Here is a 20868-nt window from a genome sequence, read left to right as displayed (position 1 = left end):
TCATCGGTGACGAATCCACCCGGAACGGTGACGGTGACGGTGTTTCCCGACGGTCGGATCAGAAGCATCGCGCTGTCGCCCGGTGTAGTTCGGATGTCAGAACGTCAGCTCGAAGACGAGATCTAGGTAGTCGCTGACCTCGCCTGGCGACATGCGCGGTCAGAGGTGCACGAGTTTGCAGTCGAGGTTGCACGACGCACTGGCTTCAACGACTCAGAGATGGGCCACCATCTGGCTAAAAATGCGGGGCTGCCATCCAGAGCTGACGTCGAAGCGTTGAAGTCTCAGATTTTCTCGACACGGTACTACGGTGACACCGACTGACCTCTCCAGTTAGATGAGCTCTTTTGAATTGAGTGGCCAAGGGAGACAGATGAACACCACACCGCCGGGTTGGTACCCGGCGCCGGACGACCAAACCCAGCTTCGATACTTCGACGGTCATAAGTGGACGGACCAAACGGCTCCTGCCGCAGCTGTCGCGCGCCCTCGGGGCGGCATGCCGCCGTGGGCTTGGATCCTGATTGCAACGGGCGTGGTCTTCTTACTGGTCTCGATTGTCGCGGGCGTCATCGTTTTTCGCGCAGCTCCGCCGATAGGTGTCGATGCTCTCGATTCGTCGACGAGTTCTGTCGAGGCGCCGTCTCAACCTCAGCTGATGCCGGGGTTGACTCTTCCCGCCGGCGCGAAACTGGCGAACGAGCAGCCAGGGGAATGGGAGCAGTGGATCGTGCAAGCGGGGTATTCAGAGACTGTCGATGACCTCCGCCAACAGCTGCCGATCGGCCGTCCTTACGACGGTTTGGCCTGGTGCTCGGAATTCGTATTCGCGAAAGAGGTCGACGGTGAGAGCCATGAGTTCACTAGGTGGACGTGGGGCACGGAAGCGGATTTGCTGTCTGTGACGGCGAGCCCAGGCGCTGTCGAGAAAGAACACGCCGAAGTCATGGTGAGCCGTGAACCGAGCGATTCTGGCTGCGTTCGATAATTGGTTCACAGCACGAGTGCATGGCCGCCGACCAGATAGTGCGACCTGAGCACACCGCGCATACCCGGGGTGGGACGATGCTCGTCATGGAGAAGATGTCGCTCACCGCGCTTGCCCGTCAGCAACTGGCCGCAGCTCGCACCGCGAGCGCGGGCCGCAGTGCCCACACCGTCTACGGCGGGCACGAGCACAATCTGCGTCAGACGCTGATCGCGCTCGTCGACGGCACCGGTCTGGACGAGCACGAGAGCCCCGGCGAGGCGACGCTGCAGGTGATCGAGGGCCGTGTGAAGCTGGCCAACTCCGAGGCGAGCTGGGAGGGATCTCCCGGTGATCTGCTGGTGATCCCGCGCACGCGCCACTCGCTGCACGCACTCGCCGACTCGGTGGTGCTGCTGACCGTGGTCAAGGCCGTCGGGCCGCACGCGTAGCGACGGGCGCCGGGGCCGGTCTAGATGGCCGGCCCCAGCAGGTCGTCGGCGTCTTTGATGATGTAGCCGTAGCCCTGCTCGGCGAGGAAGCGCTGCCGGTGCGCGGCGTACTCGGCGTCGAGGCTGTCGCGCGAGACCACCGAATAGAACACCGCGCCACCACCGTCGGCCTTCGGACGCAGCAGCCGGCCGAGGCGTTGCGCCTCCTCCTGTCGTGACCCGAAGGTGCCCGACACCTGCACGGCCACCGACGCTTCCGGCAGGTCGATGGAGAAGTTGGCGACCTTCGACACCACGAGCGTCCTGATCTCGCCGCGGCGGAACGCGTCGAACAGCGCCTCGCGCTCGGCGTTCTTGGTCGAGCCCTGGATCACCGGGGCGTCCAACTCCTGGCCCAGTTCCTCCAGTTGGTCCAGGTACGCGCCGATCACCAGGGTCGGCTCGTTGGGATGACGCTCCAGGATCGAGCGCACCACCGCGATCTTGGTGTGCACCGTCGAGCACAGCTTGTAGCGCTCGTCGGGTTCCGACGTGGCGTAGAGCATGCGCTCGTTGTCGGTCATCGTCACGCGCACCTCGATGCACTCGGCCGGGGCGATCCAGCCCTGCGCCTCGATGTCCTTCCAGGGCGCGTCGTAGCGTTTCGGCCCGATCAGGCTGAACACGTCGCCTTCACGCCCGTCCTCGCGGATCAGCGTCGCGGTCAGGCCGAGCCGACGGCGGGACTGAAGATCGGCGGTCATCCGGAACACGGGCGCGGGCAGCAGGTGCACCTCGTCGTAGATGATCAGGCCCCAGTCGCGGCTGTCGAACAGTTCCAGGTGCTTGTACTCGCCCTTGGTGCGGCGCGTGATCACCTGGTACGTGGCGATCGTGACGGGCCGGATCTCCTTCTTCTCACCCGAGTACTCGCCGATCTCGTCCTCGGTGAGCGACGTGCGCGCGACGAGTTCACGTTTCCATTGCCGTCCCGCGACGGTGTTGGTGACCAGGATCAGCGTGGTCGCGCCGGCCTTGGCCATCGCCGCGGCGCCGACGAGCGTCTTGCCCGCGCCACACGGCAGCACCACCACACCGGACCCGCCGGCCCAGAACGAGTCGGCGGCCATCTCCTGGTAGTCGCGCAGCGCCCAGCCGTCCTGCTCCAGCGTGATCGGGTGCGCTTCGCCGTCGACGTAACCCGCGAGATCCTCTGCGGGCCAACCGATCTTGAGCAGCATCTGCTTGACGCGGCCACGTTCGCTGTTGTGCACTATCACGGTGTCGTCGTCGATGCGCGCACCGAGCATCGGCGCGATCTTCTTGTTGCGCAGCACCTCTTCGAGCACCGCGCGGTCGAAGCTCACCAGCGTCAGCCCGTGTGCCGGATGCTTGACGAGCTGCAGGCGGCCGTACCGCGCCATGGTGTCGACGATGTCGACCAGCAGCGGCTGGGGCACCGGGTAACGGGAGAACGACACGAGCGCGTCGACCACCTGCTCGGCGTCGTGGCCCGCCGCGCGGGCGTTCCACAGCGCCAGCGGCGTGATGCGGTAGGTGTGGACGTGTTCGGGTGCGCGTTCGAGTTCGGCGAACGGGGCGATCGCCGCCCGTGCGGCCCCGGCCAACTCATGGTCGACCTCGAGCAACACGGTTTTGTCGGACTGCACAATCAGCGGGCCGTCGGTCATGCGCTGACCACTCCGCTGCTCGGCTGGGAACTCATCCTGTCCATTATTCCGAACCCGCTGACATACCGTCCGGCGGGCGCTGGGCGCCGAGATTGCACTGAGGGACAAAAACGCAGCTCAGGATGTCCCTCACGGCAATCTCAACGGATCAGTCACTGTCGGCCGAGACCACCGACGTGACGCGGTGGATCGCGAATTCGCGCACCCGCCCGGCCGCCGGGTCAAATGCGGTGAGTTGCCCGCCGCGCACGTTGATCGGCGACACCACGCGCTGGGTCGCCACGCCGGCCGGGTCGACGTAACCGATCACAACCGACGTCTGGGCGATCGCGGCCTCCTGCAGTTGCGTGATCGCGGTTGCCGGGTCCAGGCGGATGCTGGAGAACGGTCCCGCGGCCACCTTGCGTAGCACGGCGACCACCGCGGCGAGGGTCTGCGGGGTGGGGGGTGACGACGGGCGGTACACGCGACGGCGCGACGGTGCGACGACGCGCGCACCGCGGGCGCGGATGTCGACGACGGCACCGGTCGAGTCCTCGGCGGCCGGGGCGAAACCGGCCTCGCGCAGCGCGCCCAGCACGTCGGCGATCGGCGCCTGCGACACCGCGACGGTGGGCGCGAGGGTCCGCAGCTCGAGACGCGCGACGATCGGGCTCGCGACGGCCTGTGCGAGCAGCGCCGGGTCCTCGCACCGCACGAACGACGACGCCATCCCGACCCGCAGCTGCCCGTGCCGACGCGCCACATCATCGATCAGGTATGTCAAACCTTGCGGGACAGGGGTTTTCGAGTGCTTCTCGAAGAACGCGTGCAACTCGCCCGCGGTGCGCCCGGCGTCGAGTGCGTGGCGCACCGATGCCTCGCTGATCCGGTACACCATGGCCGCCCCAGCCGATTCGACCGTCGCGACCTGTGCGAGTTCCTCGGCGAGGTCCCGTTCCAGCGGTCCTGGCACGACGACGGTCAGGTCGGCCTGCAGCAGGAAATGGTCGAGCGGTTTGGGCAGCGCCTTGTTCATCGCGGCCAACACGTCCTCGTCGGCGTCGCCGGCCAGCAGACGGCGCGCCGGCGTGCTGATCGCGCCGCGTCCGGCCATGCCCAGCGCATGGGCCTCGGCGAACAGGTCGCTGACCGTCGCGGGTTGCAGGCGCACCGCCCAGCGCGGCCGCTGCCAGATCATCGCGCGCGACGCGTCCTCGGCGGAGACGCCAGAGCCGGGCGCGAGGTCGGCCAGCACCGTCAGCAGCAGGCGCCGGTCCAGCGGCGCGGCCGTCGAGTACAGCGAATCCGACAGCGCACCAAAAGGTTTCCCGTCCGGGCCGCGGGTGCCGATGAGCGCGGGGCGGGCAGGCAGGTCGAGCCACGTGGTGGCCAGCAGATGCCAGCGCACCGCCGTGGGCGATTCGAGGAACCGGTCGGCGGCCACCGTCGGCGCCCAGTACGGGCCGGTGCCGTCACCCGGATCGGGGTCGGGCATGCCGGAGGCGATCAGCCCGGCGGCCGCGGCGAGCTCGACCAGCAGCCCCAGCCGGGGCTCGTCGATGCCGGTGTTCTTGGCCAGCCGCTTGACGTCGCGCACACCCATCCCGCCTGCGCGCAGCTCGGGAACCGGCGCGGCGCCCAGCGTCTCGATGATGAGGTCGACCTCGCGCATCAGGTCGATGGCGGCACCCGCCGCGACGGCGTCGACGTCGGCGACGGTCGTGGTGGTCACGGCCAGTTCGGGTTTGGTGAGCTCGCGCGGACCGGGCACCTCGCCGCGCAGGGCCTGCCCCACCAGGCGCGGCAGGATCACGGTGTCGTCGTCGATGCGGCGCAGCAGCCCGGCCGCCAGGAGTCGCGGCACGGGGCGGTCGGGCGGGGAGTCGGGCGCGGCGTCGCGCGTGCGGCCCATGGGTGAGCCCTCCAGGAGCCGCGCGAGCAGCTCACGCGGGGCCTCGTCGAGCGCGTCGACCCGCGCGGCGATGTCCTCGGCGGTCAGGTCGGTGGGCTCCAGGACGGCCTGCCCGGCGTACCACGGCAGACCCGAGGCCACCTCGGGTGCGATCCGCAGTGTCGCCTCGCCCCACACCAGCGCACGCTCGCGCAGGTCGTCGACGGCGGCGAGCACCACCGCGGTCTCGACGCGGTCGCCCAGCATGTCGGTGACCTTCTCGACCGGGACCGCGGCGGTGTCGGCGTGCAGTACGAGCAGAGCGTCGAGCACCGCCAGGCGCAGGAAGTCCAGGCCGTCGGTGGCGGCCTTGACCGACTGGCGGGAGGTGGCGCGGGCCGCCAGCGCCGCGATCGTGCCTGGTGGCGGCTGGCTCAGGTCCGGTCGCAGCTCCAGTAGGCGGATGAGACCCCGATCGTCGAGGTCGGCCAGCCAGGCGCCAAGCGGCGTCCCCGGAGTCTGTGCGGTCATATCCTGACCAGCGTAAAGCAGGCTGCCGGTATCGCGACCGGCGAAGCCATTTGCCACAATGTGGGGCGTGGCTGACAAGAAGAAGAAGCAATACGTCGACAACGGCTGGCCGACCCTGTCCGGCGACGACGATCACGCGGTGACCGAACTCGCCAGTGACCGCACCGGTGCACTGTCCCCGTTCGGCGATGTTGTCTTCCCGCTGCCGGCCGAACAGCTGCCGTTCCTGCCGGCCGTCACCGTCGTCAACCGGTAACGGTGGAACTGTCGCACCTCGACGAATCCGGCGCGGCGCACATGGTCGACGTCACCAACAAGGACGTCACCAAACGCACCGCGGTCGCCGCGGGGACCCTGCTGACGCGGCCGGACGTCGTGGCGCTCATCGCCTCCGGTGGACTGCCCAAAGGTGACGCCCTGGCCACCGCGCGGGTGGCAGGCATCCTGGCGGCCAAACGGACACCCGACCTGATCCCGCTGTGCCACCAGTTGGCACTGACCGGTGTCGACGTCGACTTCGACGTGCGCGACGACGCCGTGGGGATCACCGCCACGGTGCGCAGCACCGACCGCACGGGTGTCGAGATGGAGGCGCTCACCGCGGTCGGCGTGGCCGCGCTGACGCTCTACGACATGATCAAGGCCGTCGATCCCGCAGCACGTATCGACAACATCCACGTGGTGCGGAAAGAAGGCGGTAAAACGGGGTTGTGGGAAAAACCAGCGGAGTGACGCGTTCGGCCCGGGTGGTCATCGCCTCGACCCGGGCAGCGGCAGGCGTCTACGACGACCGGACCGGTCCGCTCATCGTGGAATGGCTGGCCAAGCGCGGCTACGACGTCACCGAGCAGATGGTGGTTCCCGACGGCGACGCCGTGGCCGGGGCGCTGCGTGCCGCGCTGTCCGAGAACGTCGACCTCATCATCACCTCGGGCGGGACCGGTATCTCACCGACCGACGCCACCCCCGAGGCCACGCGGGCCGTGCTCGATTACGAGGTTCCCGGTCTCGCTGACGCCATCCGGCGGTCCGGGTTGCCCAAGGTGCCCACATCGATTCTCTCGCGCGGCGTGTGCGGCGTTTCCGGACGCACACTGATCGTGAACCTCCCGGGTTCTCCCGGCGGGGTGAAAGACGGCCTCGGCGTTCTCGACCACGTGCTGGAGCACGCGCTCGATCAGCTTGGCGGCCATGACCATACGCGTTGAGCGCACAGGCGCCCACGCGACGAGGAGACTGTTGCGATGAGCGCTGAAATCGTCCGGGTCGAGCTCACCGAGGACCCGATCTCGCTGACCGAGTACGAGGCGCTCGTCGCGCACGAGGCCGCTGGGGCGGTCGTCGGATTCGCCGGTGTCGTGCGCGATCACGACGGCGGCCGTTCGGTTCTGCGACTCGAGTACTCGGCCCACCCCACGGCGCAGCGCACGCTCGAAGAGGTCGCCGCGGAGATCGCGGCGCAGTCCGACGGGGTGCGGGCGATCGCGGTGAGCCACCGCATCGGCCCCCTGAAGATAGGTGACGCCGCCCTGGTGGCCGCTGTCGCAGCGCCCCATCGCAGGGCGGCGTTCGAAACCTGTGCCCGTCTCGTCGACGTCGTCAAGGAGCGGCTGCCGGTGTGGAAGCACCAGCACTTCGCCGACGGAACCGACGAGTGGGTCAACTCCGCCTAGAACCGGCCTGAGCCGGCTCAGGCCGGCGGCGGAACCGGAGCGCCCACCGCGGCCCGTGCGCCCACCGGGCAGGCTCAGGGGCCGGGGCGGGCGCCGGGGCGCCCAGCGGCGCGGGAGCCGGTGCAAGGGCCGGGTCACCGGGTGCGGGCGGTGGCGCGACCGGGCGGTTCGGAGCCGCACCGCCCGGGACGTCGGGAGTGGTCAGCGGACGCTGCGTGAGCGCCAGCAGGGCGTCCTTGCCGCTGATGTCCTGGGTCTGGATCGCGTGCCAGATCTCCCGCAGGTAGGTCATGTTCGGACCCTGGCCGGGAATCTGGTCCGGGGTCTCGGTGGTACCCGGGGGCAGGTTCTCCGGGCTCGCGAGGTGCGGAACACCCTCCGGCGGGGCCGGGGCCACATCTGCGTTCGGTGCGGGGGCCAGCGGATCGGGTGCCGGAGCCGCGACCGCGGCGGGTGCGCCGGGTGCCGGAGCAGGCGCGGGTGCCGGAGCCGGGTCCGGGAGCACCGGATCGAGCGGCAGCGGCCCGCCGACGTGCAGCGCCCAGGTCTGCGGCTGATCGGCCGGTGCGGGGGCCTGGTCCCAATTCTGGTTCTCCGGGGCGGCCACGGCGTCGACCGGTGCCGGCCCGGCCGGCGGGGCCGGAGGAACGTCTGCGGGCACCTGCAGCGAGGCGTCGACGATCTGGGCCTCGGGAGCCGGGGCCGGGGCCTCGGGGGCCGGCGGCAGAGCTTCCGGTGCGGGCGGAGCCTCAGGGGCCGGCGGCAGGGCCTCGGGAGCGGGCGGCAGGGCCTCGGCGACCGGAGCGGGTGCCTCAGGTGCGGGCGGCAGTGCCTCCGGGGCAGGGGCCGGAGCTTCGGGAGCGGGCGGCAGGGCCTCAGGAGCCGGGGCAGGGCCTCGGGTGCGGGCGGCAGGGCCTCAGGAGCCGGGGCGGGAGCCTCTGGGGCCGGCGGAAGGGCTTCCGGGGCCGGAGGCAGGGCCTCAGGGGCGGGAGGCAGGCCTTCGGGAGCGGGCATCGGCGCGGCCAGCATGTCGACGGGCGCCGGGGGCGGCAGTTCGCCGTTCACACCGGGAGCGTCCAGCGGCGCGGGTTCGGGCTCTGCGACGACGTTGCGCGGCGTGGCGCCGGACAGGCCGCGGCCGCAGGTGGGCCATGCGCCCTTGCCCTGGCTGGCGAGCACACGCTCGGCGACGGCGATCTGCTCTTCCTTGGTGGCCATGTACGCGGCGGGAGCGAACTCGGTGCCGCCGTGCGCCCGCCACGTGCTCGGCGAGAACTGCAGGCCGCCGTGATAGCCGTTGCCGGTGTTGATCGCCCAGTTGCCGCCGGATTCGCAGCGGGCCACCTGATCCCATTCGCCGTCGGTCGCGGCCATTGCCTGGCCGGCCATACCGAGACCGCCACCGCCCAGCACCGCACCGGTGAAGGCGATCTTGGCGACGTTCTTGGCAGATGACGAAGAAGTGGGCTTGCGGTGCCGTCCACTCATAAGCGTCGAGGTCCTCTCGTATGCGCCCACGAGGTCAGCTGTCGGGTTCGGGTGGGAGAGGTCACCCGGCCGTCGACGCCGAAACGGCGACGGCTTCACCCCAAGGAGCCAAAAGGCTCCTGGTCCGCAATTCGGTGGACCGGTTGGGTCCCCCGCCTCCATCCTTGGTGTTCGCAGTTACCTCCGCGCGATGGATGGAGCTCGGCGCTACCGGCGGAGGCAGGTCAACCGATAAAGGTCGGCTGACTTGGGAATGAACGGTAACGGGTAGGTGCAGCAGAGTCATCTTTTGCGCCGCACGGCGTTTCAGGTCCCGGCAAAACTTAAAAGAGCGTTAAAGGTGCAGGTTGCCGAAGTGTTCTCGCAGGAAAACAAAGCGCCTCAGCGCGACACAGCCAGCTCGTTACCAATCCGTGATGTGACGTATCTCACGTTATCCGCCGGCGAAAGGTGGTAACACGTCAACGGTTTGCGGCGTTACCAATAGCTTGGCCATATCGCGCACCGCGACCTCGTCGCACAGGTATGAGCAGCGCTTGAGCACCCGCGCGAGCTCGGGGTTGCGCGCGCCGAGCCGCTCGACGAGCTCGGCGACGGAGGTCCCCGTCGCGATTTCCAACGATTCGGTCTCGATTCCCGCCGCGGCCGCCGCGGCCGCGAAATAGCGGACCGTCACCCGAACTGTCGTCGCTGTCGTCATCTATCCACCGATCGCACTCATGGGCCGGACCGGCTGCACGAAATCAGGATCGTTGATGCCGTGTCCGGCGGGCTTGCTCCACATCGCCGCGCGCCACGCGGCCTCGATCTCGGCGTCGTCGGCACCGCCGCGCAGCAGGTGCCGCAGATCGGTCTCCTCGCGCGAGAACAGGCAGCTGCGGATCTGACCGTCCGCGGTCAGCCGCGTGCGGTCACAGGCCGAACAGAAGGCATGCGACACCGACGCGATGACCCCGACCGTGCCCGCGGCGTGCGTGGGTCCCTCGGCCACCTGCCACAGCTCGGCGGGCGCCGACCCGCGCGGACGCGAATCCGGGGTCAGCTCGAAGTGCTGTTGCAGGGTCTGCAGGATCCGGTCGGCGTCGATGACGTTGTCGCGCTGCCAGCTGTGGCTCGCGTCGAGCGGCATCTGCTCGATGATCCGCAGCTGATATCCGTGCTGCAGGCAGTACCGCAGCAGCTCCACGGCGTCGTCGAGGCCCGACACGGGATCGAGGACCGCGTTGACCTTCACGGGCTCGAGCCCGGCCGCCTTCGCGGCCGCCAGCCCGGCCAGCACGTCGGGCAGGCGATCGCGGCGGGTGATGCGTGCGAAGTGCGCGGCGTCGACGCTGTCCAATGACACGTTGATGCGGTTGAGGCCGGCCTTCTTGAGCCCCTCTGCACGACGGGCCAGGCCGAGGCCGTTGGTGGTCAGCGTGATCTCCGGGCGGGGCTCAAGTGCGGCGGCCGCCGCGACGACCTCTTCGAGGTGACGCACCACCAACGGCTCACCGCCGGTGAACCGCACGCTGGTGATGCGGAGCCGGGTCACCGCGATGCGCAGCAGACGGGCCAGTTCGGTGGGGCTCAGCAGCGCGTCACCGGGAAGCCAGTTGAGGCCCTCGGCAGGCATGCAATAGGTGCAGCGCAGATTGCAGCGGTCGGTCAGCGACACGCGCAGGTCGGTCGCGGCACGTCCGTATTTGTCGACCAGGGGGCCGTCGGCGGGCGCAGGGGAGGCCCCAGCAGAACCGTCGCCCGTGGACCGGGCGACGGTGGGTAGGCCGAGCGCCGTGACGGTCATGTGATCACCCGCTCCGTGTTGAGGTTGTTGAACTGGTCCACCGGCACGATCTCCTTGCCCAGCGGTACCAGCGACACCGGGATCATCTTGAGATTGGCCAGGGCCAGCGGGATCCCGATGATCGTGATCGCCATCGCGATGGCGCTGGCGACGTGTCCGATCGCCAGCCAGATGCCGAACAGGATCACCCAGATGACATTGCCCACCAGGGCGCCGGGCCGGGGTCCCGGCTTTTCGACGATGGTCCGGCCGAACGGCCACAGCGCATATGACGCGATGCGCAGCGACGCGAAGCCGAACGGGATCGTGACGATGAGGATGAAGCAGATCAGTGCGGCCAGCAGGTAACCCAGCGCCAGCCACAGCCCGCCGAAGATCAACCAGATGATATTAAGTAGCACTCGCATATCTGGGGCATCTTCTCCTTGGGCGGTGCTGCAAGCCTACCGAGTATTCAGGGTGAAGGCCCAGATCTGATCCGAGTAGGATCACGTCATCGCGTCCCGGCGCAGACGGGACGCGAACTTTGTGTGTTTTTGTTGGCCGACAACGACGAGCGGGTGAGGACAGTGCCGACCGGCAAGGTTAAGTGGTACGACGCCGAAAAGGGCTTCGGCTTTCTGTCGCAAGAGGACGGCGAGGACGTGTACGTCCGGTCCTCGGCGCTGCCTGCCGGTGTCGAGGCGCTCAAGTCCGGGCAGCGCGTCGAGTTCGGCGTCGCCGCGGGCCGTCGCGGCCCGCAGGCGCTGAGCCTCAAGCTCATCGACCCGCCGCCCAGCCTGTCGCGGGCGCGCCGTGAGGCCGAGCGTCCCGAGCACAAGCACACCCCCGACGAACTGCACGGCATGGTCGAGGACATGATCACGCTGCTGGAGAGCGCGGTGCAGCCGGAGCTGCGCAAGGGGCGCTACCCCGACCGCAAGGTCGCCCGCCGCGTTTCGGAGGTCGTCCGGGCCGTCGCGCGCGAACTCGACGCTTGATCGTCCGAGTCCCGGGCGCGACCGGCGCCCTGAGGCCAAGATGGAGTGATGGCTCAGGGCACCTACGTCGCCGACAAGACCTCGGGCGGCGAGTTCAACCGCGACACCGCGTACATCACCACCAGGATCACCGCCGACGGCCGTGACGGTTACCCCGTCGAACCGGGCCGGTACCGGCTGATCGTGGCGCGTGCCTGCCCGTGGGCGAACCGCACGATCATCGTGCGGCGCCTGCTGGGGCTCGAGGACGTGCTGTCCATCGGGTTCTGCGGGCCGACGCACGACGAACGCAGCTGGACGTTCGACCTCGACCCCGACGGCGTCGATCCGGTGCTGAAGATCCCGCGGTTGCGCGACGCGTACCTCAAACGCTTCCCCGACTATTCCAAGGGCATCACGGTGCCCGCGATCGTCGAGGTCGCCACGGGCGAGGTGGTCACCAACGACTTCGCGCAGATGACGCTGGACTTCTCCACCGAGTGGAAGGCGTATCACCGCGAGGGTGCGCCGGACCTGTACCCCGAGCCGCTGCGCGACGAGATCGACGAGGTCGCCCGACGCATCTACACCGAGGTCAACAACGGTGTGTACCGCTGCGGGTTCGCGGGTTCACAGGAGGCCTACGAGCGCGCCTACGACCGGTTGTTCACCGCGCTGGACTGGCTCACCGAGCGCCTCGCGACGCAGCGTTACCTGGTGGGGGACACCATCACCGAGGCCGACGTGCGGTTGTTCACCACGCTCGCGCGCTTCGACCCCGTCTATCACGGCCACTTCAAGTGCAACCGGTCCAAGCTCAGCGAGATGGATGTGCTGTGGGCCTATGCCCGCGATCTGTTCCAGACGCCGGGTTTCGGCGACACCATCGACTTCGTGCAGATCAAGGCGCACTACTACGTGGTGCACTCCGACATCAATCCCACGCAGGTCGTGCCGAAGGGCCCGGACCTGTCGAACTGGTTGACGCCGCACGGGCGGGAGGCCTTGGGCGGCAGGCCCTTCGGTGACGGCACCCCACCCGGCCCGACGCGCGACGGTGAGCGGGTGCCCGCCGGTCACGGCGCGGGCTGACCCGCAGGGCTCACGACCAGGTGGTGCTGATCGACCACTCGGCGTGCGGCAGCGCGAACTCCTCGCCGTTCTGATCGCGTACGAGCGTGAGCAACTGCACCGCGAGGCCGGTCAGACGTCCGCGCTGCGGATCCACGGTCGGGATGGTCACCGCCAGCGTGGTGTTGGGGCGGTACACCGAAACCGTTGTGTCGATGGGGTTTTCGTATACCCGCAGCAGGCGCCATGGGGCCCGTCCGATCGCCGACGGCACCGAAAGCTGCACGGGGTACTTCTCGGTGACCCGCAGTTCGGCCGCCTCGCGCGGGTCGAGGCAGTTGTCGAGGTCGAGCACCGGGCAGTACTGGAACGGTCCGGTGCGCACGGTGTGCCCGTGTGAGTAGGCGCTGATCTGCGGCAGATTCTCGCCGTGGGAGCTGCTCAGCCGCCAGACACCGATCCCGGTGCCTGCGATCGCGAGGACGACGACGAGCCCGAGGATCCCGAAGGTGCGCTTCACCGGGCCCCCCACGCCATCGTCCCCTCCTGCTCCGCCAGCACGGGGCGGTTGCCGCCGAAGCCGGGGATGAGGGATTCGCCGCGGTAGCTCACGATGGTCTGGGCCAGGCCGAGTATCAGCACGGCCGTGATCGTAGTGAACCCGACTGAGAGGTCTGTGTAGATCAGCACTCCGATGGCGCCGCCGGCCACCCACGCGAGCTGCAGCACCGATTCGGAGCGCCCGAACGCCGAGGCGCGCGACGCCTCGGGAAGGTCGTCCTGCAGCGACGCGTCGAGTGAGGCCTTGGCGATCGCGCTGGCACCCGAGGTCACCAGCGTCGCGAGCGCGGCCACCAGCAGCTTGCCGGTCAACGCGGCCAGCAGCGCGAACACGGTGACCACGATCGCCAGACGCACGACCATCTGCGCCGGGTGGCCGAGCTTGAGCCGTGCGGCGGTCATGTTGCCCGCAAAGTTCCCGATGCCCGCGGCCGCGCCGATGATGCCGAGGATCAGCAGTTGCTCCCAGCCGCTGGCGTCGTGCGACTTGGCGACGAACGCGGGATAGAGGAACAGGAACCCGACCATGACCTTGATGGTGCAGTTGCCCCAAAGCGCGGTGATCGTGTTGCGGCCCATGGGCTGGCGTACCGATTGCGGCTTGTCGGGCTTACCTGTCGTGTCGGGGTGCTCCGGGCGGCGCAGTTCCCCGGGGCCGCCGTGGTAGCTCAGCGTCGTGGGGACCTCGCCCTCGGTGACCTCGACCCACTTGGGGATGCGCATCGACAGCACCGCGCCGGCGACGCTGACCGCGACGATCACGTACAGCGCGCCGGGCAGGTGCACGAGGCCGAACAGGTACTCGGCGCCCGCGGCGATACCGCCACCGGCGACCGTTCCGCCGAGCAGGCCGAACGTGGTGAGCCGCGAGTTGACGCGCACCAGGTCGATGGTCGGCGGCAGGACACGCGGCGTCACCGCGCTGCGCAGCACCGAGAACGATTTGGAGAGCACCATCATGCCCAGCGCACACGGGTAGAGCACCCACGACGGGAAGTTGCCGGTCGCGCCGTCGTAGTTGGCGATCAGCACCACGATCAACACGGTGCGCAGCGCGAACGACGCCGCCAGCGCGACGCGGCGGCCGTGCTGCAGGCGGTCCAGTGCGGGCCCGATGAGCGGCGCGATCACCGCGAACGGCGCGATGGTGATCAGCAGGTACAGCGCGACGCGGCTCTTCGACTCGCCGCTGGCCGCGGCGAAGAACAGCGTGTTGGCCAGGGCGACGGCCATGGCGGCGTCGACGGCGAAGTTGGCCACCACGGGCCAGGTGAGCGCGGTCAGCCCGGATTTGTCGGCGCCGTCGGCGGTCGCGGCGCGGTGCACCAGGCCGTACATGCGCGAGCCCATCTCGCGGCTGCGTGCCGCGGCGGCGCGGGTCACGGTGACGCGCTCGCCGGCTCCCGGCTCAGCTGTGGGACCGGCTCCGCGAGCGGACCCCGTGCGCTCAGCGCGAGGGGACTCTTCGTCCAGTGGCGGGAGCCAGCGGTTGGAGCTCGGCATCGAGGACCTGCGCGGCCTGCGGTGCGTCTCGTCGCTGGGATAGTTGGCCATCCCGGGATGCTCCGCGCCGCGATCGCCTGGCGGCCGCGGCGGGTAGTAAGTCACTTCTCGATTCTCTCTTATCCGACGGCGCAAGGCTCACAGGCGACCGGTGTGGCCCCGCGTTGTGCCGGTCAGGCACTATGGACGCGATGGAAAGTGTGACCGAACCCGCCGACCGGGCCGAAGGCAGCGATCTCGGATCCGCCGCGGCGGCCGACGCGCCGGGCCTGGAGTCGGTGCTGCGGGGTGCCGTCGACGTGGCGCGCGCCGCGCTGACCGAGTTCAGCGGTGCGGACACCGTCGGCGAATACCTGGGCGTGACGCTCGAGGACCCGAGCTCGGCGACGCATCGCTTCCTGGCCAACATGCCCGGTTACCGCGGCTGGCAGTGGGCCGTCGTGGTGGCCGCCTATCCAGGCGCCGACCGCGCCACGATCAGTGAACTGGTGCTCGTGCCCGGTCCCACCGCGCTGCTGGCGCCCAAGTGGGTGCCGTGGCAGGAACGCATCCGCCCGGGCGATCTGGGTCCGGGTGACCTGCTCGCACCGCCGCCCGACGATCCGCGGCTGGTGCCCGGCTATTCGGCCACCGGCGACCCGCTGATCGACGAGACCGCGCTCGAACTCGGCTTCGGCCGTCGCCAGGTGCTCAGCGAGTGGGGCCGCGCGGCCGCCGCGCAGCGCTGGCACGACGGCGAATTCGGACCCAACTCGCCGATGGCCCGTTCGACCAAGCGGGTGTGCCGCGACTGCGGCTTCTACCTCCCGCTCGGTGGCGCGTTGGGCCGGATGTTCGGCGTGTGCGCCAACGAACTGTCGGCCGACGGCCACGTCGTCGACTCGGAGTACGGCTGTGGTGCCCATTCGGACACCCCGGCGCCGCCCGGCACCGGGTCGCCGCTCTACGAACCGTTCGACGACGGGGTTCTCGACCTGGCCGACTGACGGCCGGATCGGATCGCAGATCAGCGCTCGGCTGCCGCCTTGATGCGGGCCAGCGACTGGTTCATGCCCTCGATGAGCTCACCCTCGAAGTTGGGCACACCACCGAAGAACGCCGTGATCACCGCGTTGGACACCGCGGTCGTGCCGTTCTCGGCGTGACGGCTCTCGGTCACGCGCGTGCCGGTCTCGGTGGGCTCGAGTTCATAGGCCCACACGGTCTTGTTGAGGTCGACGCGGAATGCGAGCTTCTGCTGGGGGATCACCTCGAGGATGTGGCACGTCGTCGGCCAGAACATGAAGTTGCGGCGGTTGAGGTTGACCGTCAGCGCACCGGGGCGCAACGGGCCGATCGTCTTCATGAGGCGGCACTGCGGGCTCCACTCGGGCATCCGGCGCAGGTCCGAGATCAGCGACCAGACCCGCTCGACGGGCGCGTCGATGTCGATCTGGGCTTGCAGCAACGGTGCGGCCATGTGTCTCCTCAGGTCAATCCGCTTTGGGCACCGCGTGATCCGCGGCGCACCGCACGACGTTGCCACAGGAAGATCGATGTGCCAAGCACTCCCACGCCCAGGCCGGCCACGGTGTAGGGCCGCCAGGCGTGCAGATCCGGCAACGTGAATGCCGCGATCGTCGCGACGAGCCACCCGAGCGCGATCGCGATGATCACCGGGCGCGGGTCGAGCAGCGCACGGGGCAGTTGCGGAGGCACGGGTGTGCGGTCTGGGTTCGGTTCTGGCGCACCGGTCACCGCCCCAACGTAGCCGACGGACCCGCTGACATCCGCCCTGGATTTGGGCCTGCGGGCCCACAGCTAAGTAGTATTTGCGTTGTGAAACATCTGGACGCGCGCGTGGCAAGCGACCTGGCCCTGGCCGTTATTCGATTTGCCCGCCAATTGCGCTCGCAGCGTTCGGATTCCAAGGTGACCCTCACGCAGTTGTCGGCGCTGTCGACGCTGGCGAAGGAGGGCTCCATGACACCTGGCGCGCTGGCGGTACGCGAACGGGTCCGCCCGCCGTCGATGACACGTGTGCTGACGTCACTGGCCGAACAGGGGCTCGTGGTGCGCACGGCGCATCCCGCCGACGGCAGGCAGGTCATGGTGTCGGCGTCGGCCGAAGGGGTGGAACTTGTCGAGGCGGAGCAGCGTGCGAGCCAGGAATGGCTGCTGACACAATTGGGCAAACTTGATGCCGATCAGCGCCAGACGCTGATCGCCGCGGCCGATCTGATGTCGGCCATGGTCGACGAGAAAGTGTGAGCCCGCTGCAAGTAATCGACATCGACGATCCTGCCGATCCCCGCATCGACGACTTCCGCGATCTCAACAGCGTCGACCGCAGACCGGATCTGCCCACCGGGAAAGCTCTGGTGATCGCCGAGGGTGTTCTGGTGGTACAGCGCATGCTGGCCTCGCGTTTCGTCCCGCGCGCCCTGCTGGGCACCGACCGCAGACTGGGCGAACTCTCCGCCGACCTGCAGCGATACCCGCAGTACGCCGATGTGCCGTTCTACCGCGCGAGCGCGGAGGTGATGGCCGAGGCGATCGGGTTCCACCTCAACCGCGGCGTGCTGGCCTCGGCGCCGCGCGCAGCTGAACTCACGGTCGACGACGTGATCGCCGACGCGCGCACCATCGCGGTGCTCGAAGGGGTCAACGACCACGAGAACCTCGGTTCGATCTTCCGCAACGCCGCCGGGCTCGCGGTCGACGCCGTGATCTTCGGCGCGGGCTGTGCCGATCCGCTGTACCGGCGCGCCGTGCGGGTGTCGATGGGCCACGCACTGCTGGTGCCGTTCGCGCGCGCGTCGTCGTGGCCGACTGATCTGGAGTTGTTGCGCGACAAGGGGTTCCGTCTGCTCGCGATGACACCGGACCCGTCCGCTGCGACGTTGTCGGACGCGATGGTGCAACTCGAAGGCGACCGGGTGGCGATCCTGGTGGGTGCAGAGGGCCCTGGCCTGACCGAACGCACCATGCGCGCGAGCGACGTGCGCGTGCGCATCCCGATGTCGCGCGGCACCGATTCGCTCAACGTCGCGACCGCCGCGGCGCTCGCGTTCTACGAGCGGGCCCGGCTGTCGCACTGACGAGGCGCTAAGTTGGCAGCGTGACCGACGATTCGACGCCGTGGGGGACCGGCCTGACGGTGGCCGGGTTCGTCGCCGTGCTGCTGGCCGCGGCGATCGTGGTGCTCGGCGTGGGCCTGATCCGGGTGCATCCGCTGCTCGCGATCGGGCTCAACATGGTCGCGGTCGGCGGTCTGGCGCCCACGGTGTGGGGATGGCGGAACCGCCCGGTGTGGCGCTGGTTCGTGCTCGGGTCCGCCGTCGGCGTCGTCGGTGGCTGGATCGCGCTGCTCGCGGTCGCGCTCAGCGGCGCCTGATCCCGCTATCGGTTCAGCGCTGCGTACCCGACGAGCGCACGCCCAGCAGCACGTCCTCCCATGCGGGCACGGTGGCCCTGGCCTTGCGGCTGCGCTTGGGGGCGGGGGCAGGTGCGGGCTCGGGTTCCTGCTCGGGTGCGGGGGCGGGTTCCGGTGTCGGCACCGCTTGCGCGGGCTGTGGCGGCGCGGCCGGTTGCGCCGGCTGGGGCGCCTCGAACTCCAGCTGGGGCACGGCGGCCACGGGCCGCAGCGGGCGCGCGAAGTCCGGGTTGATCAGCTGGTGCGCGGCGTCGTCGGACGCCGTGACGAGCCCGCCGTGTGAGCCGGGGGTGAACCGGAAGTGGGCGACGTTGTCCGAGCGGCCGGCCTTCCAGGCCAGCTGGACGGTCCAGCGGCTGTCCTCGTTGCGCCAGGCGTCCCATGCGACCGCGTCAGGATCGAGCCCGCGCGCCACCAGTGCCTTGGTCACGGTCTCCAGCAGCGTCAGCACCGAGGGCCCGTCGGCCAGCACGGGATGCGCCGCGGTTGCCAGCTCGGCGGCACGCGCGCGCTCCAGCAGCACCGGGTGGGCGAACCGCTCGACCCGCTCGACGGGCACCCCGGCCGCGGCGGCCAACTGCTCGACCGATGCGCCGGCGCGGATCTTTGCCTGAATTTCCTTGGGACGCAGCACGCTTTGAACCTCTAGATCGATCTCAGTCTGGTTCGAGGCGACCTTGTCGCCGCGCAGCGCGGCCCGCAACCGGTCGTCCACACGCAGAGTGAACATTTCCGCGGAGTCGGCGGTCTCGCAGATGATGCGTTTGCCGTCTACATCCAGTCCGACGACCCTGAGTTCTCGCATACCGACCTCCTGGGCGCACCCTACTGCGTTATCGACTCGTAACCGCGCTGACACGCGGGGCGTCCGGCGGTTGGTTCAGTGCTGACAGCGGCTACAGGTTCTCGACGACCCAGTCGACGCACTGCGTCAGCGCGCTCACGTCGTCGGGGTCGACGGCCGGGAACATGCCGATGCGCAACTGGTTGCGGCCCAGCTTGCGGTAGGGCTCGGTGTCGACGATGCCGTTCGCGCGCAGCACCTTCGCCACCGCGGCGGCGTCGACGTCGTCGGAGAAGTCGACGGTGCCGACCACCTGCGAGCGCAGGGCGGGATCGGTGACGAACGGCGTCGCGAACGACGACGCCTCGGCCCACGAGTACAGGCGCGACGACGAATCGGCGGTGCGCTTGACGGCCCAGTCCAGGCCGCCGTTGCCCAGCAGCCAGTCGATCTGCTCGGCCAACAGGATGAGCGTCGCGACCGCGGGCGTGTTGTAGGTCTGGTTCTTGAGGCTGTTCTCGACCGCGATCGGCAGCGACAGGAAGTCCGGGACCCAGCGGCCCGAGCCCTTGATGGCCTCGATGCGCGCGAGCGCCGCGGGGCTCATGACGGCCAGCCACAGGCCGCCGTCGCCCGCGAAGTTCTTCTGCGGCGCGAAGTAGTACGCGTCGACGTCGGTGATGTTCACCGGCAGGCCGCCTGCCGCCGACGTGGCGTCGATGAGCACCAGCGCGTCACCGGAGCCCTCGGGGCGCTGCACGGGCACCGCGACACCCGTCGAGGTCTCGTTGTGGGCCCACGCGATGGCGTCGACCGACGGGTCGGCCTGCGGTGCGGGCGCGGTGCCGGGGTCGGTCTTGACGACGATCGGCTCGTCGATGAACGGGTTCTTGGTGACGCACGAGGCGAACTTCGAGCTGAACTCGCCGTAGGTCAGGTGCAGCGAGCGTTTCTCGATCAGGCCGAACGCGGCGGCGTCCCAGAACGCGGTGGAGCCGCCGTTGCCCAGGATCACCTCGTAGCCGTCGGGTGCGGAGAACAGCTCGCGCAGCCCGTCGCGCACGCGCCCGACGAGGTTCTTGATCGGCGCCTGGCGATGCGAGGTGCCGAACAGATCGCCTGCGGCAGCCAGCGCGGTCAGTTGCTCGGGGCGCACCTTGGAGGGTCCGCAGCCGAAGCGGCCGTCGCGAGGCTTGAGTTCGGCAGGAATGATCAGTTCAGCCATGCCCACCAGCCTAAAGGGCGTGCGCGAACTGGCGAGTGTGGGCCCTGTGCACGCAAAACGGCCGCAACATGTACACGCGGCCCACGGTCGGCCTCAGAGAGTGAGGATGCGCGGGCCGTCGTCGGTGATCGCGACGGTGTGTTCACTGTGCGCGGCGCGGGCACCGGTCGCGGTGCGCAGCGTCCAGCCGTCGGGGTCGTGCACATAGTCCTCGGTGCCGTCGGCGATCAGCATGGGCTCGATCGCGATCACCAGCCCGGGCCGCAGCTTCATGCCCTCGCCGCGTCGTCCCACGTTGGGCACGTGCGGCGCCTCGTGCATGGTGTGGCCGATGCCGTGGCCGCCGTGGTCGGCCAGCAGCGCGTAGCCCGCGTCGCGCACCGTCGCCGAGATCGCGTGGCCGATGTCGCCCAGCGTGTTGCCCGGGCGTGCGGCCTCGATGCCCGCGGCCAGGGCCGCGTCGGTGGCCTCGATGAGCGCGAGGTCGGCTGGTCGCGGGGTGCCGACGACGAAGCTGCGCGCGGCGTCGCCGCACCACCCGTTCAAGATTGCTCCGAAGTCCACCGACACCAGGTCGCCGTCTGCGAGCACCTGCGGCCCGGGGATGCCGTGCACGACGGCGTCGTTGACGCTCACGCACAGCACCGCCGGGAAGGGGCTGGGCGCCCAGCGGGGGTGGTAGTCGAGGAACGGCGAGGTGGCGCCGTGGTCGGCGAGAACTTGGGCCGCGACGTGGTCCAGATCGGCTGTCGTACGCCCTACATCGGCGTTCGCGACCACCTCTCGCAATGCTTCTTCGACGACGGCTCCGGCCGCGGACATGGCGTCTATGTCGGATTTCGTCTTCATATCGACCACGGCAACGGACCTCTCGGCAAACTTTCCAAATCGGGCATGGACATTTACTCGA

The 20868-nt window shown here is 69.4% G+C and carries 24 protein-coding genes, 1 pseudogene and 1 riboswitch; of the genes and pseudogenes, 12 read left to right on the top strand and 13 right to left on the bottom strand.

Annotated elements, in window-relative coordinates; all coding sequences use genetic code 11:
- Positions 1–373: 373 nt before the first annotated feature.
- Both AT701_RS27930 and AT701_RS27925 read left to right on the top strand, forming a co-directional pair.
- Positions 374–988, top strand: coding sequence for a DUF2510 domain-containing protein (locus AT701_RS27930; RefSeq protein ID WP_011730728.1), 615 nt, complete (start codon positions 374–376; stop codon positions 986–988).
- A gap of 86 nt (positions 989–1074) precedes the next feature.
- On the top strand, positions 1075–1419 hold the full coding sequence (locus AT701_RS27925; protein WP_014878426.1) for a cupin domain-containing protein: 345 nt from the start codon (positions 1075–1077) through the stop codon (positions 1417–1419).
- A gap of 20 nt (positions 1420–1439) precedes the next feature.
- Here AT701_RS27925 and AT701_RS27920 read toward each other — a convergent pair whose 3' ends face one another.
- Positions 1440–3089, bottom strand: coding sequence for a DNA repair helicase XPB (locus AT701_RS27920; protein ID WP_003897120.1), 1650 nt, complete (start codon positions 3087–3089; stop codon positions 1440–1442).
- A 148-nt stretch (positions 3090–3237) separates the two neighbouring features.
- Positions 3238–5493 carry a helicase-associated domain-containing protein gene (locus tag AT701_RS27915; RefSeq protein WP_058127004.1) on the bottom strand — a complete coding sequence of 752 codons (2256 nt, stop codon included), beginning with the start codon at positions 5491–5493 and terminating at the stop codon, positions 3238–3240.
- Positions 5494–5551: 58 nt separating this feature from the next.
- Here AT701_RS27915 and AT701_RS27910 point away from each other — a divergent pair, with 58 nt between their 5' ends.
- From AT701_RS27910 to AT701_RS27895, 4 genes are read left to right on the top strand one after another with little or no spacing between them, the layout of a single operon-like run.
- Positions 5552–5749: a hypothetical protein gene (locus tag AT701_RS27910; RefSeq protein WP_003897116.1), complete on the top strand. Its 198-nt coding sequence runs from the start codon at positions 5552–5554 to the stop codon at positions 5747–5749.
- A gap of 2 nt (positions 5750–5751) precedes the next feature.
- Entirely contained in the window at positions 5752–6225 is a 474-nt protein-coding gene (gene moaC / locus AT701_RS27905; protein ID WP_011730724.1) for a cyclic pyranopterin monophosphate synthase MoaC, read from the top strand.
- Positions 6222–6701, top strand: a complete 480-nt coding sequence (locus AT701_RS27900) for a MogA/MoaB family molybdenum cofactor biosynthesis protein (RefSeq protein WP_014878425.1) — start codon at positions 6222–6224, stop codon at positions 6699–6701. Before moaC ends, AT701_RS27900 begins: the two co-directional genes overlap by 4 nt.
- 36 nt (positions 6702–6737) lie before the next feature.
- Positions 6738–7166 carry a molybdenum cofactor biosynthesis protein MoaE gene (locus AT701_RS27895; protein ID WP_058127003.1) on the top strand — a complete coding sequence of 143 codons (429 nt, stop codon included), beginning with the start codon at positions 6738–6740 and terminating at the stop codon, positions 7164–7166.
- A 67-nt stretch (positions 7167–7233) separates the two neighbouring features.
- Here AT701_RS27895 and AT701_RS36045 read toward each other — a convergent pair.
- The 4 genes and pseudogenes from AT701_RS36045 to AT701_RS27875 form a co-directional block, all read right to left on the bottom strand.
- Positions 7234–8654 (bottom strand): annotated as a pseudogene (locus AT701_RS36045) (transglycosylase family protein); the annotation flags it as partial.
- An 8-nt stretch (positions 8655–8662) separates the two neighbouring features.
- Positions 8663–8834, bottom strand: a riboswitch (cyclic di-AMP (ydaO/yuaA leader).
- Between the two features lie 253 nt (positions 8835–9087).
- On the bottom strand, positions 9088–9354 hold the full coding sequence (locus AT701_RS27885; protein ID WP_036453793.1) for a MoaD/ThiS family protein: 267 nt from the start codon (positions 9352–9354) through the stop codon (positions 9088–9090).
- A complete protein-coding gene (gene moaA / locus AT701_RS27880) occupies positions 9355–10440 on the bottom strand; it encodes a GTP 3',8-cyclase MoaA (RefSeq protein ID WP_058127002.1) in 1086 nt (361 codons plus the stop codon).
- Positions 10437–10847 (bottom strand): YccF domain-containing protein, encoded by a 411-nt coding sequence (locus AT701_RS27875; RefSeq protein ID WP_003897109.1) that lies wholly within the window; start codon positions 10845–10847, stop codon positions 10437–10439. The genes moaA and AT701_RS27875 overlap by 4 nt, the downstream gene beginning before the upstream one ends.
- Positions 10848–11009: 162 nt before the next feature.
- Between AT701_RS27875 and AT701_RS27870 the strand changes: the two genes are divergently transcribed.
- Complete coding sequence (locus tag AT701_RS27870; protein ID WP_003897108.1) at positions 11010–11420, top strand: cold-shock protein; 411 nt, start codon at positions 11010–11012, stop codon at positions 11418–11420.
- A gap of 48 nt (positions 11421–11468) precedes the next feature.
- Complete coding sequence (locus AT701_RS27865; protein ID WP_058127001.1) at positions 11469–12491, top strand: glutathione S-transferase family protein; 1023 nt, start codon at positions 11469–11471, stop codon at positions 12489–12491.
- Positions 12492–12501: 10 nt separating this feature from the next.
- Here AT701_RS27865 and AT701_RS27860 read toward each other — a convergent pair whose 3' ends face one another.
- Both AT701_RS27860 and AT701_RS27855 read right to left on the bottom strand, forming a co-directional pair.
- Positions 12502–12990, bottom strand: a complete 489-nt coding sequence (locus tag AT701_RS27860) for a DUF2771 domain-containing protein (protein WP_003897106.1) — start codon at positions 12988–12990, stop codon at positions 12502–12504.
- Positions 12987–14585, bottom strand: a complete 1599-nt coding sequence (locus tag AT701_RS27855; protein ID WP_223496029.1) for an MFS transporter — start codon at positions 14583–14585, stop codon at positions 12987–12989. The genes AT701_RS27860 and AT701_RS27855 overlap by 4 nt, the downstream gene beginning before the upstream one ends.
- Positions 14586–14725: 140 nt before the next feature.
- Between AT701_RS27855 and AT701_RS27850 the strand changes: the two genes are divergently transcribed.
- Positions 14726–15520, top strand: coding sequence for a DUF3027 domain-containing protein (locus tag AT701_RS27850; RefSeq protein ID WP_029104387.1), 795 nt, complete (start codon positions 14726–14728; stop codon positions 15518–15520).
- Between the two features lie 20 nt (positions 15521–15540).
- Here the strand turns inward: AT701_RS27850 and AT701_RS27845 are convergent, their stop codons facing one another.
- Both AT701_RS27845 and AT701_RS27840 read right to left on the bottom strand, forming a co-directional pair.
- Positions 15541–15993, bottom strand: a complete 453-nt coding sequence (locus tag AT701_RS27845) for an SRPBCC family protein (protein WP_003897102.1) — start codon at positions 15991–15993, stop codon at positions 15541–15543.
- 8 nt (positions 15994–16001) lie between these two features.
- On the bottom strand, positions 16002–16271 hold the full coding sequence (locus AT701_RS27840) for a DUF2530 domain-containing protein (RefSeq protein ID WP_003897101.1): 270 nt from the start codon (positions 16269–16271) through the stop codon (positions 16002–16004).
- An 81-nt stretch (positions 16272–16352) separates the two neighbouring features.
- On the opposite strand from AT701_RS27840, the gene AT701_RS27835 reads away from it, so the two are divergent.
- The 3 genes from AT701_RS27835 to AT701_RS27825 are packed head-to-tail and all read left to right on the top strand — an operon-like array spanning position 16353 to position 17910.
- Positions 16353–16784 carry an Rv0880 family HTH-type transcriptional regulator gene (locus AT701_RS27835; RefSeq protein ID WP_058126999.1) on the top strand — a complete coding sequence of 144 codons (432 nt, stop codon included), beginning with the start codon at positions 16353–16355 and terminating at the stop codon, positions 16782–16784.
- The gene (locus AT701_RS27830; RefSeq protein ID WP_003897099.1) at positions 16781–17614 is read left to right on the top strand and encodes a TrmH family RNA methyltransferase; all 834 of its coding nucleotides are present in this window, start codon (positions 16781–16783) and stop codon (positions 17612–17614) included. The genes AT701_RS27835 and AT701_RS27830 overlap by 4 nt, the downstream gene beginning before the upstream one ends.
- 20 nt (positions 17615–17634) lie before the next feature.
- The gene (locus AT701_RS27825; RefSeq protein ID WP_011730711.1) at positions 17635–17910 is read left to right on the top strand and encodes a DUF2537 domain-containing protein; all 276 of its coding nucleotides are present in this window, start codon (positions 17635–17637) and stop codon (positions 17908–17910) included.
- A gap of 13 nt (positions 17911–17923) precedes the next feature.
- Here the strand turns inward: AT701_RS27825 and sepH are convergent, their stop codons facing one another.
- From sepH to map, 3 genes are all read right to left on the bottom strand, one after another.
- On the bottom strand, positions 17924–18754 hold the full coding sequence (gene sepH / locus AT701_RS27820) for a septation protein SepH (protein ID WP_011730710.1): 831 nt from the start codon (positions 18752–18754) through the stop codon (positions 17924–17926).
- 91 nt (positions 18755–18845) lie between these two features.
- Complete coding sequence (serC, locus tag AT701_RS27815; protein ID WP_003897096.1) at positions 18846–19958, bottom strand: phosphoserine transaminase; 1113 nt, start codon at positions 19956–19958, stop codon at positions 18846–18848.
- Positions 19959–20051: 93 nt separating this feature from the next.
- A complete protein-coding gene (gene map, locus AT701_RS27810; protein WP_058126998.1) occupies positions 20052–20816 on the bottom strand; it encodes a type I methionyl aminopeptidase in 765 nt (254 codons plus the stop codon).
- Between the last annotated feature and the right edge of the window lie 52 nt (positions 20817–20868).

The organism is Mycolicibacterium smegmatis (assembly GCF_001457595.1).
Lineage (GTDB): Bacteria > Actinomycetota > Actinomycetes > Mycobacteriales > Mycobacteriaceae > Mycobacterium > Mycobacterium smegmatis.
Note: the sequence above shows the minus strand (reverse complement) of the source record. Positions and strands in the feature narration are given on the sequence as shown.

Bases quoted from the DNA above. Each gene is read 5' to 3' on its own strand.
- AT701_RS27930 (WP_011730728.1), top strand. From the start codon at position 374: ATGAACACCACACCGCCGGGTTGGTACCCGGCGCCGGACGACCAAACC.
- AT701_RS27925 (WP_014878426.1), top strand. From the start codon at position 1,075: ATGGAGAAGATGTCGCTCACCGCGCTTGCCCGTCAGCAACTGGCCGCA.
- AT701_RS27920 (WP_003897120.1), bottom strand. From the start codon at position 3,089: ATGACCGACGGCCCGCTGATTGTGCAGTCCGACAAAACCGTGTTGCTC.
- AT701_RS27915 (WP_058127004.1), bottom strand. From the start codon at position 5,493: ATGACCGCACAGACTCCGGGGACGCCGCTTGGCGCCTGGCTGGCCGAC.
- AT701_RS27910 (WP_003897116.1), top strand. From the start codon at position 5,552: ATGTGGGGCGTGGCTGACAAGAAGAAGAAGCAATACGTCGACAACGGC.
- AT701_RS27895 (WP_058127003.1), top strand. From the start codon at position 6,738: ATGAGCGCTGAAATCGTCCGGGTCGAGCTCACCGAGGACCCGATCTCG.
- AT701_RS27885 (WP_036453793.1), bottom strand. From the start codon at position 9,354: ATGACGACAGCGACGACAGTTCGGGTGACGGTCCGCTATTTCGCGGCC.
- moaA (WP_058127002.1), bottom strand. From the start codon at position 10,440: ATGACCGTCACGGCGCTCGGCCTACCCACCGTCGCCCGGTCCACGGGC.
- AT701_RS27875 (WP_003897109.1), bottom strand. From the start codon at position 10,847: ATGCGAGTGCTACTTAATATCATCTGGTTGATCTTCGGCGGGCTGTGG.
- AT701_RS27865 (WP_058127001.1), top strand. From the start codon at position 11,469: ATGGCTCAGGGCACCTACGTCGCCGACAAGACCTCGGGCGGCGAGTTC.
- AT701_RS27855 (WP_223496029.1), bottom strand. From the start codon at position 14,585: ATGGCCAACTATCCCAGCGACGAGACGCACCGCAGGCCGCGCAGGTCC.
- AT701_RS27850 (WP_029104387.1), top strand. From the start codon at position 14,726: ATGGAAAGTGTGACCGAACCCGCCGACCGGGCCGAAGGCAGCGATCTC.
- AT701_RS27845 (WP_003897102.1), bottom strand. From the start codon at position 15,993: ATGGCCGCACCGTTGCTGCAAGCCCAGATCGACATCGACGCGCCCGTC.
- sepH (WP_011730710.1), bottom strand. From the start codon at position 18,754: ATGCGAGAACTCAGGGTCGTCGGACTGGATGTAGACGGCAAACGCATC.
- serC (WP_003897096.1), bottom strand. From the start codon at position 19,958: ATGGCTGAACTGATCATTCCTGCCGAACTCAAGCCTCGCGACGGCCGC.